Origin of the sequence: Bradyrhizobium sp. SZCCHNPS1003 (assembly GCF_032381555.1) — a bacterium.
Classification (GTDB): Bacteria; Pseudomonadota; Alphaproteobacteria; order Rhizobiales; family Xanthobacteraceae; genus Bradyrhizobium.
Genome location: NZ_JAUHIU010000017.1, coordinates 115,159 through 129,040 on the forward strand (window position 1 = coordinate 115,159; position 13,882 = coordinate 129,040).

The 13,882-nt window shown below is 67.1% G+C and carries 15 protein-coding genes; 3 read left to right on the forward strand and 12 right to left on the reverse strand.

Annotated elements, in window-relative coordinates; translation table 11 throughout:
- Nucleotides 1–237: 237 nt before the first annotated feature.
- The gene (locus QX126_RS25985; protein ID WP_315740336.1) at nucleotides 238–1,161 is read right to left on the reverse strand and encodes a division plane positioning ATPase MipZ; all 924 of its coding nucleotides are present in this window, start codon (nucleotides 1,159–1,161) and stop codon (nucleotides 238–240) included.
- Between the two features lie 262 nt (nucleotides 1,162–1,423).
- Here QX126_RS25985 and panC point away from each other — a divergent pair, with 262 nt between their 5' ends.
- Nucleotides 1,424–2,275 carry a pantoate--beta-alanine ligase gene (gene panC, locus QX126_RS25990; protein WP_315775251.1) on the forward strand — a complete coding sequence of 284 codons (852 nt, stop codon included), beginning with the start codon at nucleotides 1,424–1,426 and terminating at the stop codon, nucleotides 2,273–2,275.
- Between the two features lie 171 nt (nucleotides 2,276–2,446).
- Here the strand turns inward: panC and QX126_RS25995 are convergent, their stop codons facing one another.
- The 8 genes from QX126_RS25995 to mgtE all read right to left on the reverse strand — a co-directional run bounded on the left by QX126_RS25995 (nucleotide 2,447) and on the right by mgtE (nucleotide 9,142).
- Nucleotides 2,447–2,887 (reverse strand): DUF1489 domain-containing protein, encoded by a 441-nt coding sequence (locus QX126_RS25995; RefSeq protein ID WP_315740338.1) that lies wholly within the window; start codon nucleotides 2,885–2,887, stop codon nucleotides 2,447–2,449.
- A 23-nt stretch (nucleotides 2,888–2,910) separates the two neighbouring features.
- The gene (locus QX126_RS26000) at nucleotides 2,911–3,906 is read right to left on the reverse strand and encodes a hypothetical protein (protein ID WP_315784571.1); all 996 of its coding nucleotides are present in this window, start codon (nucleotides 3,904–3,906) and stop codon (nucleotides 2,911–2,913) included.
- 298 nt (nucleotides 3,907–4,204) lie between these two features.
- Nucleotides 4,205–4,396: a hypothetical protein gene (locus tag QX126_RS26005; RefSeq protein WP_315740340.1), complete on the reverse strand. Its 192-nt coding sequence runs from the start codon at nucleotides 4,394–4,396 to the stop codon at nucleotides 4,205–4,207.
- Nucleotides 4,397–4,635: 239 nt separating this feature from the next.
- Nucleotides 4,636–5,295, reverse strand: a complete 660-nt coding sequence (locus QX126_RS26010; RefSeq protein WP_315784573.1) for a glutathione S-transferase family protein — start codon at nucleotides 5,293–5,295, stop codon at nucleotides 4,636–4,638.
- Nucleotides 5,296–5,437: 142 nt separating this feature from the next.
- Nucleotides 5,438–6,310, reverse strand: coding sequence for a hypothetical protein (locus tag QX126_RS26015; RefSeq protein WP_315740342.1), 873 nt, complete (start codon nucleotides 6,308–6,310; stop codon nucleotides 5,438–5,440).
- A 161-nt stretch (nucleotides 6,311–6,471) separates the two neighbouring features.
- Nucleotides 6,472–7,290, reverse strand: coding sequence for an aldo/keto reductase (locus tag QX126_RS26020; protein ID WP_315784574.1), 819 nt, complete (start codon nucleotides 7,288–7,290; stop codon nucleotides 6,472–6,474).
- Nucleotides 7,291–7,366: 76 nt separating this feature from the next.
- Nucleotides 7,367–7,642: a helix-turn-helix domain-containing protein gene (locus QX126_RS26025; protein ID WP_315740344.1), complete on the reverse strand. Its 276-nt coding sequence runs from the start codon at nucleotides 7,640–7,642 to the stop codon at nucleotides 7,367–7,369.
- An 81-nt stretch (nucleotides 7,643–7,723) separates the two neighbouring features.
- Nucleotides 7,724–9,142, reverse strand: coding sequence for a magnesium transporter (mgtE, locus tag QX126_RS26030; RefSeq protein ID WP_315740345.1), 1,419 nt, complete (start codon nucleotides 9,140–9,142; stop codon nucleotides 7,724–7,726).
- Between the two features lie 110 nt (nucleotides 9,143–9,252).
- Between mgtE and QX126_RS26035 the strand changes: the two genes are divergently transcribed.
- The gene (locus tag QX126_RS26035) at nucleotides 9,253–10,089 is read left to right on the forward strand and encodes a polysaccharide deacetylase family protein (RefSeq protein ID WP_315775257.1); all 837 of its coding nucleotides are present in this window, start codon (nucleotides 9,253–9,255) and stop codon (nucleotides 10,087–10,089) included.
- Between the two features lie 240 nt (nucleotides 10,090–10,329).
- A complete protein-coding gene (locus QX126_RS26040) occupies nucleotides 10,330–11,523 on the forward strand; it encodes a polysaccharide deacetylase family protein (RefSeq protein ID WP_315784575.1) in 1,194 nt (397 codons plus the stop codon).
- A 116-nt stretch (nucleotides 11,524–11,639) separates the two neighbouring features.
- Here QX126_RS26040 and QX126_RS26045 read toward each other — a convergent pair whose 3' ends face one another.
- The 3 genes from QX126_RS26045 to QX126_RS26055 all read right to left on the reverse strand — a co-directional run bounded on the left by QX126_RS26045 (nucleotide 11,640) and on the right by QX126_RS26055 (nucleotide 13,843).
- A complete protein-coding gene (locus QX126_RS26045) occupies nucleotides 11,640–12,014 on the reverse strand; it encodes a hypothetical protein (RefSeq protein ID WP_315740348.1) in 375 nt (124 codons plus the stop codon).
- Between the two features lie 223 nt (nucleotides 12,015–12,237).
- On the reverse strand, nucleotides 12,238–13,476 hold the full coding sequence (locus QX126_RS26050; RefSeq protein WP_315740349.1) for an FAD-binding oxidoreductase: 1,239 nt from the start codon (nucleotides 13,474–13,476) through the stop codon (nucleotides 12,238–12,240).
- A gap of 16 nt (nucleotides 13,477–13,492) precedes the next feature.
- Nucleotides 13,493–13,843, reverse strand: coding sequence for a RidA family protein (locus QX126_RS26055; protein ID WP_315784577.1), 351 nt, complete (start codon nucleotides 13,841–13,843; stop codon nucleotides 13,493–13,495).
- Nucleotides 13,844–13,882: the final 39 nt, after the last annotated feature.

Genomic DNA, 13,882 nt, shown 5'->3' on the forward strand with positions numbered 1-13,882 from the left:
CCGTCGCCCGTCTCTGTAACTTGAGCCCTGAACGTCAGGTTCAAATCAGTCATGAATTTGACGGTAATCTAGCGAAGTTGGCGGCCGCGGCGTTGACCTGAGACAAATCTTCCTCGTCTGCCCCAAGCAGGCTGAACGCGCCGTCCCCCCTGTCACGCGGATTGTTAACCAAGCGGCGGGCGCACGTTCAACGCGCACAATGTCTCAGGCGCGGCTTCGCCGGACTGCGGACGGTATTCAGGCGCTGATGATGTCGTGCAGGTCGAGCGGCTTGTCGACCTGGGCGAACCATTCGGCGCGGTTCGCGGCGCGGCGGCGGCCGCGCTCGTCCAGCGGCAGCTTGAGCTGCCGCAGCAGGCTGGTGACCTCCTCCCGGGCCGTGACGTGGCCGAGATTGGGGCGGGTGCCCAGGGTCGCTTCGTCGATGTCGTCGAGCGCGGTCAGTCCGCGCGGGAAGAACTCGCGATAGACGACGCGTTCGGCAAAGCCGTCGATGGCGCGAAAGCCGAGCCGCAGCGACAGGTCCTTGAGGCCGTCGGCGACCAGTTGCTTGTTGCGGGAGCCGAGCATCGACAGCCGGTTGCGGACCACGATCCAGTCGGTCATCGCACCGTCCACCTGGCGGCGCTTGCGCCGGACGTCACGCACCATCTCCGCATAGTGGCTCTCGCCGGTCACGGCATAGGTCGCCGGATCGACCGTTCCCAGCACGTCGAAGTCGAGGAAGCTGTCGTTGATCGGCGTGACCAGCGTATCCGCCATCGAATGCGCCAGGCGCATCAGGTAGCTGTCGTTGCCGGGCGTATCGATGACGATGAAATCGAACGAGCGTTCGACGGCGCTCACGGCCTCCATGAACTGCTGGAACTCGGCGTTCTCGTTCTCGTCGATCTGCAGCGTCCGGCCGAGCTGGATGCAGTAGTGCGTGGGCAGCTCGAGGCGCAGGCCGGTGCGGCGCGCCCAGGCGCTGCGGTTGTTGATGTAGTGGGTGAAGCTCTGCTGGCGACAGTCGAGATCGATCGTGGCGACGCGCTGGCCGGCCTTCAGGAGTGCCACGGCGATGTGCAGGGCGGTGGTCGACTTGCCCGACCCGCCCTTCTCGTTTCCAAGCACAACCACGTGGGCCGAGCCCGATTGTCCTTGGCTAGTCTGCACCAGCATGTTGTCGACCTCTTACGATCATCTTCGAGTCACGGTCGTCTGCGGTCAAGTGAAATGCATCGTCATCGTGAATCCCACGGGGGACGCATCCTCCGCTACTACTTGACGCGCGCGTTTACCAACTCCGCATCGGACGCGGAGACGTGCTAACAGGCGTATTCAAGTATGCTGAGCGGCGTGTCGCGTCCTTGTTAAGGGCGGTCGCCCGAGCGTCAAGACCGAACAGAGCAACCGCAATTTTTCGCTGTGAGATCGAGCAAAAATGTCACGAAGCCCTCGCATCGCCCGCACCGTTTCCGCCCTCCGCCGCGAGCTCGACAGCTTGCGCGCGAGAAAGGCCAGCATCGCGCTCGTGCCGACCATGGGCGCGCTGCATGAAGGCCACATCTCGCTGGTCCGGCTGGCGAAGCGTCGCGCCGACAAGGTGGTCGTCTCGATCTTCGTCAACCCGACTCAGTTCGCGCCGACGGAGGATTTCGGTTCCTACCCCCGGACCTGGAAGGAGGATGTTGCGAAACTTGCGGCCGAGCGCGTCGATCTGATCTGGCATCCCGACGCGAAGGCGATGTATCCGGACGGCTTCGCGACGCGGGTCGTGCCGGAAGGCGCGGCATTGGCCGGGCTGGAGGATCGCTTCCGTCCGCATTTCTTCGGCGGGGTCGCGACCGTGGTCGCCAAGCTGTTCACGCAATGCCGGCCGGACGTCGCGATCTTCGGCGAGAAGGACTATCAGCAGCTCCGCGTCGTCGCCCAGATGGCGCGCGACCTCGATCTCGGCGTCCGCGTCGTCGGATCCCGTACGGTGCGCGAACGCGACGGGCTCGCGATGTCGTCGCGCAATGTCTACCTCACTGCAGACGAGCGGCGGGCGGCGCCGACGCTGCACCGTGTCCTGAAGGAGCTGGCGGCCCGGCTGCGCGCCGGCGACGACATGCAGGCGGCGCTTGGGGACGGCGCCGCCGCGATCACCGAAGCCGGCTTTGCCTTGGACTATCTCGAGGTCCGCCACGCCGAGACCCTGGCGCCCATCGCCCCGAACGAGTCAGGACCGATACGCATCCTGGTCGCGGCCAAGATCGGAACCACGCGACTGATCGACAATATCGCCGGCTGAGCCGCCGGGAAATCAGCGGCTCGCCAAGACCGCGAGTGCTCCTTCGCCCGCAAGGGCAGAGGCAGCGGCAACTGACGCCGGGTAGAGCGTACGCTCTGCCCTTGCGATCGAGTCTGAACTTCCGCCCCGGCGTGAGATGCTCACGTGCAACACCGGCAACTCGTCGAGCGGCTACAGCAGGCCGAGATCGCGCAGCTCGCGGCGCAGCGGCTCGGGCATGGCTTCGACCCCCGCCGCACTGGACTTGCCGAGATCGGCCGGCGCATCCTCGGTGGTCAGATAGCGCCACCCCTGGAACGGACGCATCGGCCGCGGCGACACCGCGATCACCTTCGGCTGCATGATGATGCGGCACCGCCCGATGCCGTCGCCGTCGCGGAACGGCTCGATGCCGACGATCTTCTCGCGGGCGGCGACCTCACCGCGGATCACCCAGTACAGCGAGCCGCCGGCGAGGATGTCCTCGACCCGTTTCGGCGTCATCCGCGTGACATGGACGTGCTGCTGCGGCAGGCCCTTCTTCTTGGCCGCGAGCATGCGCTCGGCGATCCACTCCTTCAGCTCTTTCACGGACTCGCAGCCGACGGCGAGCTTGATCAGGTGCAGAGGCATGATGGCGGTTCGACCAGCGGGATCTATTCGTTGTTGGCGGCCGGCTCGGCGGCGTCAGGCGCCGCTTGAGGCGCCGCGGCAGCCGGCTTCGGCTTCGGTGCGGCCTTCTTGGCCGCCGGCGGCGCCTGGGCGTGGCTGGCAGCCACGGTCGGCGGCGCTGCCGGCGACGGCGCAAGCTGCGTCGGCGGCTTCGGCGCAGCGGCTGCCGGTGCGACCGAACGCGTCGAGGCCGTCGGCTCGGGATTCATGATGCTGACCGGCGGGGTATTGGCCGAGCTGGGAAATTCCGCGGTCGTCGGCTTGCCGCTCGGCGCCGACGGCGCCTGCCCTGGAGGCGCCAGTCCCGCAAAGGTTCCAGCGACGGGCTGGCCCGGGGCCGCATTCCACTGCGAGGCGTAGCGCGTCACCAGCCCCTCATAGGTCCGCCCTTCCATGTTGTTCATCAGTTGCTGGCGATCGCCCACGGCACGGAACATCACGCAATCGCTCGGCGTGCAGCGGTCGCGCGTCAGCAGCACATAGGCCATCAGGCCATAACGATCGCGCTCCACGGCGCGGCGCAGCGCCAGCAGCTCGGCGGTCATCACCTTGTTGGCGCTGGCGACGTCGCCCGCCTGGGACAGCCGGCTCAGCATGCCCGCCGCATAACTGACGGCCGCGGCCGTCATCTCGGCCGATCCGAACAGGCTCTTCTCGCAATTCGCGAGCACCAGGTCGCCGGCGAGATCATCCACGCAGGCCAGAGCGGGCGGCGAGAAGCTGACGGAGGCGGTCGCCGCAGGATCGCCATTGGCGCCGCGCGGGCTCGCATCCTGGCTCCGCATCATCGACGCCACCGCAATCCCGACCGCCAGCAGCGTGATCACCGTCAGCGCGCCGTTGGCGACCGATTTCTCGGCCCTGAGCAGGGTAATCAGGACGATCAGTGCAAAGAAACCCGCCGCGGCAACGGTGAGCCACATCGGGAACGCCGGTGAGTTCAAGAGCTGATCCAACGAGGAAGGCCAGGTCGAGTTCATGCGCGCTTGTTCCTGACGTGGGCCAGCGAGAGCGGGCCCGATGGCGTCCCTACATGGGACGGCCGTGAAACGATCATCAAATTCAAATGATCACCCGATCGATTGCGGCCCCACCACGACAATAAGACGATTCCATGCGCCTGCGGGCGCCGGATGGTGTGGAGCTACCCGCTATCCCCAAAGGGATCGCGCAGCAATCGTCAGCGTCTCGCGCCACGGCTCCCGAACGCGTGGCAACTCCCCTTCTCGCTTCGGCTACGTCTCCGGCGGCCGCCTCCGCCGACGCGGCACGTCATCCTCAAGACAAGGCCAATTGGCTCTCTCTGGCAACCCGCTCAAAGGCTTCCGTCGAGCTTTTGATCCGATACTGGCAGTCGTCGTCTTCCGTCGGAAGCTGGCGGATGATCTCGTAGGTGCCGGTGGCGGCCGGACGCGAGACGTTGCTCGCGGTAAAATAGACGGTCGATCCAATGGGGAACTTGTGTTTCAACGCCCTCTCCTGCTCGCGTGCCGGCAAGAGCCCCTTGTCCCGCTGCCCGGGCCGGCGTGTCTTTATAAATATCGCGCTTATATCACGCCGCCGCCCGCCCTGACCAGCGACCTCACGACATGGCAAACACGGAGATTGCGAGAGTCTTCAACGGGATGACGCCGTAGGCGGTATTTCTGGACGAGCGCGTCGGGGCTCGCTCGTCCACCGCAGACCATATCGTGAACAGGCGGCGCCGTTCAGACTTTCTCGACCCGGTCGATGATCCAGCTCTCTGCAAGTCCGTCCTTCACCCACGCCGCGAACTCCGGCATCGCCATCATCGTGTCCATGTAGGCGCGGGTCTCGGCGGCGACCGGAATGGCGAAGCTGTGGAAGCGCGTGACCACCGGCGCGAACATGGCGTCGGCCGCGCCGAAGCGGCCGAACAGGAACGGCCCGCCATTGCCGTAGCGGGCACGGCAGTCGCGCCAGATGTCCTCGATCCGGGCGATATTGGCCTTGGCATCGGCAGACAGCTCCACCGGCCGCACCTCGCGGTGCAGGTTCATCGGGCATTCGTTGCGCAAGGCCGGGAAGCCGGAGTGCATCTCCGCGCAGACCGATCGCGCGTGGGCGCGGGCAGCGGCATCGGCGGGCCACAGCCCCGCTTGCGGGAAACGCTCTGCGAGATATTCGATGATCGCGAGCGAATCCCACACGCTGATCGCGCCATCGATCAGGATCGGCACCTTGCCGGCCGGGGAATGCTTAAGGATGTGCGCCTTGTCGGCGGGATCGTCGGTGTAGAGCGGGATCACGATCTCCTCGAAGGCGATGTCGCAGCCGCGCAGCGCCAGCCACGGCCGCATCGACCATGAGGAATAGTTCTTGTTGCCGATCACCAGCTTCAGCGTCATGTCCAGCCGTCTCCGTGTTCAGGCGTGCATGGGCCGCGCCGTCTCGGCCATGGGAGCCTTGCCTTCCGGGACGCATACAGGATCGGCGGCGGCCGCGTCGACAGCGACTTGCTCCGATTTGCGTCCCCCGCGCGCGACACGATCAGCGCGTGAAGTCCTGCGGCGTGAACGACATCTCGATCACCTTCCACTCGTCATAGCGATCCCGCGGCAGCATCGAATAAGGCTGGCAGGCGTTCAATGCCTCGACGGCGCTTTCCTTCAGCTGCGCAGCCTTCAGCGGTGCGATCACCTCCCTCACCTCCGGCTCCGTCGCCAGCCGCCCGTCGGGCGTCATTGCGAAGCGCAGCCTGACCATGACCCGGTCGGACGGTGACATCGAAGCCGAAAGACGGGCGCAGCTCCTGACCCGCTGACGCAGCGCCGTCTCCAGATTGGCCGCGAGGTTGGTCGTCGCGGCCGGCCCGGCGTCCTTGGCATCGTCCGGGCCGATTGCCGGCGGCAGCGGCGAAAGCGGCTCCGGCAGGCCCAGCATGACGCCGTATTTCACCGTGATGTCGGGCTCGGGCGGTACATAGCTCGGCGCCGGAGCCGGCACAGGCGGCGGCAAAGGCTTGGCGGCCGACTTCGCCTCCGCCTTGGCGGCCGTCTTCACGGCCTTGGACGGCGGCATCGGCGAAGGCTGCGGCAGCGCCGGTGAGGGAGACGGCGGCTTCGGCATCTCCTTCGCCTCCTGCACCGGTGGCTGCGCCGGCTCAGGCGCCGGAGGCGGCGCGGCGGCCGCCGGCGACGGGCTCGGCGCCGGCTGCGGCAGCGTCAGCTCGGGCGATGGCGACGGCACCGGCTCCGGCGTCTTCTGCGGGTCGTCGGCATCGACGATGTCGACGGCAACCTCGTCAGTCCTGGCAATCTCGTAGGGACGTACCGTGGTCGAGACCACGACCCCACCGGCGATCAGGAGATGCGCGAGCACCGATGCGGCGATGCCCCAACGGATGAACTGCCAACGTTCCATGCTGCTTCACTTGCGCCCGCGCCTGACCGAACGCCGGACCGATTGCCTGGGCTGCGCGCGGTCTCGCCGATCATTGGCAGGGATTGCAGCGCCAGCCGCCATCCGGCCCGCCGGCCGCGCCTGCCATGTCGGTGTCTAGCATAGCGGCGCGGGCGCCGCCCTCAATCCCATTTCGGCGCAAAGGCGAAGTTGGTCATCCGTCCTTCGGGACTGCCCATCGCGAAGATGTCCGCCATGTCCTGCTCGGACAGCTCGAAATCGAACACGTCGAGGTTCTCGGACAGCCGTTCGATCTTCGAGGTGCGCGGGATCGCCACCACGTTCTGCTGCACCAGCCAGCGCAGGCAGATCTGCGCCGGGCTCTTGCCATGGGCGCGGCCGATCCGCGTCAAGGTCGGATCGTTCTTGATCTTGCCCTTGGCGATCGGGCTGTAGGCGACAAGCGCGATGCCATGGCGCGCGCAGGCATCGCGGACCTTGGTCTGATCGAGATAGGGATGATACTCGACCTGGTTGCACACCAGCGGCTCGGGCGATGCCGCCACCGCCTCGTCGAGCAAGGCAACCGTGAAATTGGAGACGCCGACGTGGCGTGCGAGCCCGAGCGTCTTGGCATGCGCCAGCGCGCCGAGCGTCTCGGCCAGCGGCACGTGCGGGTTGGGCCAGTGCAGCAGCAACAGGTCGACCTCGGAGACGCGCAGCCGGACCAGGCTCTCCTTGGCCGAGCGCTCGAGGTCGTGCGGCGCGAAATGCGTGGTCCACACCTTGGTTGTCAGGAACACCTCGTTGCGCCGGACGCGGGAGGCGCGCAGGCCCTCGCCGACCTCGTGCTCGTTCTCATAGACCTGCGCGGTGTCGATGTGCCGGTAGCCGAGGGTGAGCGCCTGCTCGACGATGCGGCTGCAGGTGCGGCCGCGCAGCTCCCAGGTTCCGAGACCCAAAGCGGGAATTCCGGCACCATTGGCCTCGATCATCAGCATGGCCGTGCACTCCAGAGCGCGTGCAACATTATGTAGGCACACGCTGGGCGTTGCCAACGCACGACCCGTGTTTGGCTTAAGTCTTGGCTAAGGCGGCAAACACCGTTTCGGGCGCGTGCGCGATGACGGTGAGCAGCGCGCGCGCCGGGCCGCGCGGCATGCGCTTGCCCTGCTCCCAGTTGCGGATGGTCTCGACGGGCACGCCGAGCTTGGCGGCGAATTCCTGCTGGGTCAGCTGCACCCGCCGCCTGAGGTCGCGCACTTCGAGCGGAGCCGCGGGCGCCAGCGGAATCTCCTCGCCGTCACGCAGCTCCACGATCCGTCCATCTGCCTTCAGCCGCAAGCGTTGCATCGTCCGACTCCGTCTCGAGCGACAGTCTCGCCGAACCGCGTTAAGGCCGGATTAACGATATAAGTCGTTCAGGGATTGCGCTTATTTCAAGCCGAACCACAGCGTGGCGATGCCGAGAAACGAGAAGAAGCCGACGACGTCGGTCACCGTCGTGACGAAGGTTCCCGAGGCGACGGCCGGGTCGGCGCGGACGCGTTCGAGCACCATCGGAATCAGGATGCCGCCGAGCGCCCCCGCGACGAGATTCGAGATCATCGCAAGCCCGATCACGATGCCAAGCCCGGGCATCTTGAACCACGCCACGGCGGCGATGCCGGTGACGAGCGCGAAGGCCAGACCATTGACGAGCCCGACCAGCCCCTCGCGGATCACGACCCGCATCGCATTGTTCGGCCCGAGCTCGCGCGTCGCCAGCGCGCGCACCGCGACCGTCATGGTCTGGGTCGCGGCATTGCCGCCCTGGCTGGCGACGATCGGCGCGAGCACGGCGAGCGCCACCATCTGCTGCAACTGGCCCTCGAACAGGCCGAGCACCGATGACGCCAGGAACGCGGTGGCGAGATTGATCAGCAGCCAGTTGAAGCGGCCCTTGGCGATGGTCCAGACGCTGTCGGACAATTCCTCGTCGCCCGACACGCCGCCGAGCGCCTTGAAGTCCTCGTCGGCCTCCTCCTCGATGACGTCGACCACGTCGTCGATGGTGATGACGCCGGCCAGCCGGTTATCGGCATCGACCACGGGGGCCGCGACCAGATTGTACTTGCCGAACAGCCGCGCCACCTCGGCGAGATCGTCGGTGACGGTGACGCGACGGCGGTCCTCGTCGATCAGATCGGCCAGCGGAACCGGACGGCGGGCGCGCAGCAGCGCATCGAGCGACACCGCGCCCTGCCAATGCCGTGCGTCGTCGACCGCATAGATCTCGTAGAACCGCTCGGGCAGATCCGGCGTCTCGCGCATGTAGTCGATGGCCTCGCCGACCGTCCAGCCCAGTGGAACCGCGATGAACTCGCTCTGCATGCGGCGGCCGGCCGAGCCCTCGGGATAGTCGAGGCTGCGCGCCAGCGCGTCGCGCTCCGACGGCGGCAGGCGTTCGAGGATCTCCTCCTTGTCCTCCTCGTCGAGGCTTTCCAACAGCTCGACGGCGTCGTCGGATTCGAGCTCGCGCACGCCCTCGGCGACGGTCGCAGGCTCGAGCTCCTCGAGGATCTCCTCGCGGACCGCGTCGTCGACCTCGTTCAGCGCGGAGAAGTCGAAATCGGTGCCGGTCAGCTCGACCAGCCGGACACGGTCGTCCGGCGCGAGCGCCGCGATCAGGTCGCCGAGATCGGCCTCGTGCAGCTCGGCGACCTCGGCGCGCAGAAACGCCTCGTCCTCGGCGGCGATCGCCGCCGTGATGGCCGCGATGAATTCGGCGCGAATCTCGCCGGATTCGGTGCGCATCGGCGCGCGATCGCGTAGAGTAGCATCAGCATGGGCAACGTCCGATGTCTCGTTCATGACGTGCCTCACGCGCTTGATTTCAGAGCAAATGGTCTGATTTGTGCTTTCACGCATTACATAATCGGCAACAGCGAGCGCAACGGGAAAAGATGCGGCTTTGGCGACCGATGACGGGATGGGTAAACGCGGCCTGCGTCGTGGCGGCGCTGCTTGCGGCTGACGTCGCCGCAGCCGCGCCCGCCGCATGCCCGCGCGAAGGTACGCTCGGCACGTCGCGCATTCTCACCGTCGATCCCGCGACACATCCGCGCGTCGGCCTGAAGAGCTTCCCGGACACGCTGCCGCTGCACGACGGCGAGGTGGTGCTGACCTTCGACGACGGTCCGTCGCCGCCGATGACCGACAAGGTGCTCGCCGCACTCGCCAGGGAATGTGTGCGCGCGACCTTCTTCCTGGTCGGCGAGCCTGCGTCGCGCCGCGCCGCGCTGGTGCGGAAGATCGCGGCCGAAGGCCACACCATAGGCCATCACACCTTCACGCATGCGAATCTCGCGCACATCACGCCGGGACAGGCCGTCGATGAGATCGATCGCGGCATCGGCGCCGACGAGAAGGCGCTCAACGGCGCGGAGACGACCACGCCGTCGACGCCATTCTTCCGCTTTCCCTATTTCGAATCGACACCGGCGACGCTCGACCTGCTGCAGTCGCGCGGCATCGTCGTGTTCGGCGCCGATCTCTGGGCCAGCGACTGGAACCCGATGTCACCGCAGCAGACGCTGAAGCTGCTGACCACCCGGCTGAGCCAGGCGCGCAAGGGCATCATCCTGCTGCACGATCCGCAGCCGCGCACGGTCGCCATGCTGCCCGCGTTCCTGCGCTACCTGAAGAACCACGGCTATCGCGTGGTCCATGTGGTTCCGAAGCAGCCGGCGGATGCGCATCACGAGCAGCATAGCGAGCGCCCTTCACCCGCGCCGACGACGCCGAACGAAGGTGGTTAATCCGTCGTTCAGGACCCCTGTCTACGCTCGACGGCCGTGATCACGGCGATTTCCGCCGCTTGCAATCCGGCAACAGCCGCGTGCAAACCGGAACCCGGAACGATGTCATCTCGCGACAGCCGAACATCCCTGCTATGTCTTGGCGGTCGCTTGCCCGTCCCGCGCGGCTGCGACACATCATCGAGCGTCGAAGACCCTGGCCGAAGGGGCCGGGACGGTGAAGGGAATGTGAGCAGCGTGATGCGTGATCGTCAGTGGGCTTGCGTCGGACGGCCAACATGGCTCGCAGTGCTGTTGGGCACCGTCGCCTGCGTCGCCTCCAGTGTCGGATCGTCAGTCGCATCGGCGGCCGATTGTCCCGGACACCCGAACGCGCTCGGCACGTCGCGCGTCCTGGTGGTCGATCCGCGCGAGCATCCGCGCCTGGGCGCGATGCAGTACAAGGAGACGCTGCCGCTCAAGGATCACGAGGTCGTCATCACCTTCGACGACGGGCCGCTGCCGAAATACAGCAATCGGGTGCTGCAGATTCTCGCCGACCAATGCGTCAAGGCGACGTTCTTCACCATCGGCCGCCAGGCCAAGGCCGATCCCGAGGGCGTGAGGAAGCTCGCGGCCGCCGGCCACACCATCGGCACCCACAGCCAGAACCATCCGCTGAGCTTCAACAAGATGACGCTCGAACAGGTCCAGCCGGAGGTCGATCAGGGCATCGCCTGGACGAAGGCCGCGCTCACCGATCCCTCCGCGCTGTCGCCGTTCTTCCGCGTCCCCGGCCTGCTGCGCGGCGACGCCGTGGAAAGCTACGCCGCCTCGCTCGGCCTGCAGGTCTGGAGCGCTGACTTCCTCGCCGACGACTGGCGCAGCATTTCCGGCGCCAAGGTCTACGAGCTCGCGATGAAGCGGCTGGAGGCGCGCGGCAAGGGCATCCTGCTGCTGCACGACATCCAGGCCCGCACCGTCACGGCGCTGCCGAAGATCCTCGCCGATCTCAAGGCCAAGAACTACAAGATCGTGCACGTCGTGGCGGCAACGCCGGACCGGCCGGCGACGCCGACCGAGCCCGAGGATTGGCTGCTGCATCGTCCGTCGGACGAGACCCCGGTGGCGCATTGGCCCAGGATCGCGCCCGTCGATCTCGCCGGCGCCGAAACACGCGCCCGCGCCAGGCTGGACGATTTCGGCATTCTCGACGTGCCCGCGGCCGTCACGCACGGCGCGCAGAAGCCGGCATGGCCGCGTCCGCCGCTCGCGCCGCGCCTTGCAGCGCCGGCCTTGGCAGCGCCGGCGCCCAATCTGTTCGCATGGCCGCCTGTCGCGCCGCTGTCGGCGCAGCGGCATCAGCTCGCCCGGCTCGAGAGCCCGGCCCCGAAGGCGGCGGCCGCCAAGCCGGCGCCGCGTCCGCTGCGCCTCGCCAGCCTCAGGCGACGCTGAACATTCGCAGATGTTGCACGCGGGGATGCGGCACGATTCGCTCGCCCTCGCCTTCGGCTGCTCGAGCTCGATATCGCGGCGATCGGCCTGATGCACACCGCTCGCGGTGCGACCGATCAGTTCGAGACCAGCTTGCTGACGCAGAGGATGACGGCGGCGGCCAGGAAGAACAGGTCGATGTAGGACTTCTTCTCGCCGTCCTTGCGCAGCGATCCGACGTCGGACACCACCTGCCTGCTGACCACCTGCCCCACCGGCCCGTCGCCGAGCATGCCGGCGAGCCGGCGGACGTCCGACTCCATCTTCTCGATCCGTCCGAAGAAATGGAAGGTGCGCACCACCGTGACGGCGCGCATGCCGGCATAGATCAGCACCACGAGCGCCAGGACGGCGCGGTTCTGGTACTTCTCGATGTAGTTCAGGCTGAGATAGACGGCCGCGAGAAATACGAAATTCGAGATGAAGCGGTACACGAGGCCCGTGAAGTTCATCTGCTCCCCCACATGATGTTCGGATCACTGGCCGACGACAGAACTCACGAAACGCGTTTCGCCCCCGCGTCCTGGTTCAACCGGCGTCACCCTAGGAGAGCGGGCTTGCGAATTCGTGAAGTGGAAATTTTGCAGCGCCAGAACAGGCCCGCTTGGTAAACAAGGGACTGCCCGGAGAGCGCCGCTGCAGCCTGCAATTGCAGGGCTGCAGCAGCTCTCGCAGCTATGCGCCGAATCGCGCCGGCGCGCAGGCGGCGACGTCGACGCTCGGCGCTTCGCCGCTCATCAGCTCGGCGAGGATGCGTCCCGTCGCGGGCCCCAGCGTGAAGCCCTGGTGGCCGTGGCCGAAATGCAGCCACAGGCCCTTGTGACGCGCCGCCTGGCCGACGACCGGCAGCATGTCGGGCATGCACGGCCGCGTGCCGATCCACGGCTCGGGCTCGACCGGCTTGCCGAGATCGATGAGCTGGCGCGCGGCAGCCTCGGCCTTGCCGAGCTGAACCGGGGTCGCCTTCGCATTCGGCGATGACAGCTCGGCGCCGGTGGTGATGCGCACGCCGAGCGCCATCGGGTTCATCAGATAGCCGCGCGCCGCATCGCGCAACGGCAGATCGAGCGGGGCGCCGCCGGTGTAATGACGGTGATAGCCGCGCTTGCGCACCATCGGGATGTCGTAGCCGAACCGCTTCAGGAACTCCGGCGACCACGGTCCGAGCGCGACCACCACGGCCTCGGCCTCGATGCGTCCCTCCGCCGTGGTGACGGCCCAGCCGCTGCCCGCCTGTGCGAGCGTGGTCGCATCGCCGCGCAGCAGCTTGCCGCCGCGCCGCGTGAACAGCTCGGCATAGGAGCCGACGAGGCTGCCGGGGTCGGACACGGTCCACGGCTCCTGCCAGTGCAGGCCGCCGATGCCGCTGTCGATCAGCCCGGGCTCGGCCTGCTTGAGCTGCTGCGCGCTAAGCAGCTTGAACTTGACGCCGAACGCCTTGCCGACCGCCTCGGCCTCCCTCGCCTCCTTGTCGAACTGCGCCTGCGTCCGGTGCAGCACGCGAAAGCCGTCGCGGCGCACGAGATTGCCGGCCCCGGCCGCGAGAATCAGCGGCTCGTGCTCGGGCGCGGCGCGTGCGATCAGTTGCGCATAGGTCCGCGTCAGCACCTCGTGCCGGGCGGGGAACGAATTCCACCAGTATTGCAGCAGCGGGCGCACGTGATAGGGCAACGCCGCGAGGCTGTAGTGCACGTCGTTGGTGCGCGCGAGCGCAATGTCGAGCACGCCGGCGAGATCATAGGGCATCGCGTAGGGCCTGACGGCCTCGCTCTGGATGATGCCGGCATTGCCGTAGCTGGTCTCGCGGCCTGGCTCCCTGCGGTCGACCAGTGCCACTGACCAGCCGCGGCTCTGCAGGTGCAGCGCCGTGCCGACGCCGACCATGCCGCCACCGAGAACGATCGCGCTTTGCATCGTCATCACTCCTGCCTCAGGTCCGCGCCGCCGCGACGACGGTGACCTCGATCTTCACATCCGCCATCATCTGCGCCTGCACCGTGGTGCGCACCGGCAGCGGGTCCTTGAAGTGCCTGCGATAGGCCTCGTTGTAGGCGGCGAAATCCGCCTTGTCGGCGAGGTGCACCATGCAGGACACGACGTCGTCGAGCGTCAGGCCTTCGCCGGCAAGCGTCTCCGAGATGTGCTTGAAGACGAGATCGGTCTGCGCCGCGATGCCTTCGGGAATGCTGCCGTCATCGGCAACCGGGATTTCGCCGGACAGGAACACCAGGCCGCCGGCGCGGCGCACCAGCGAAAACGGCCATGAGGGGGCGTCGAACATCGTTAGTCGCTCCAGGATGTATTGATCATGATGGCCGGC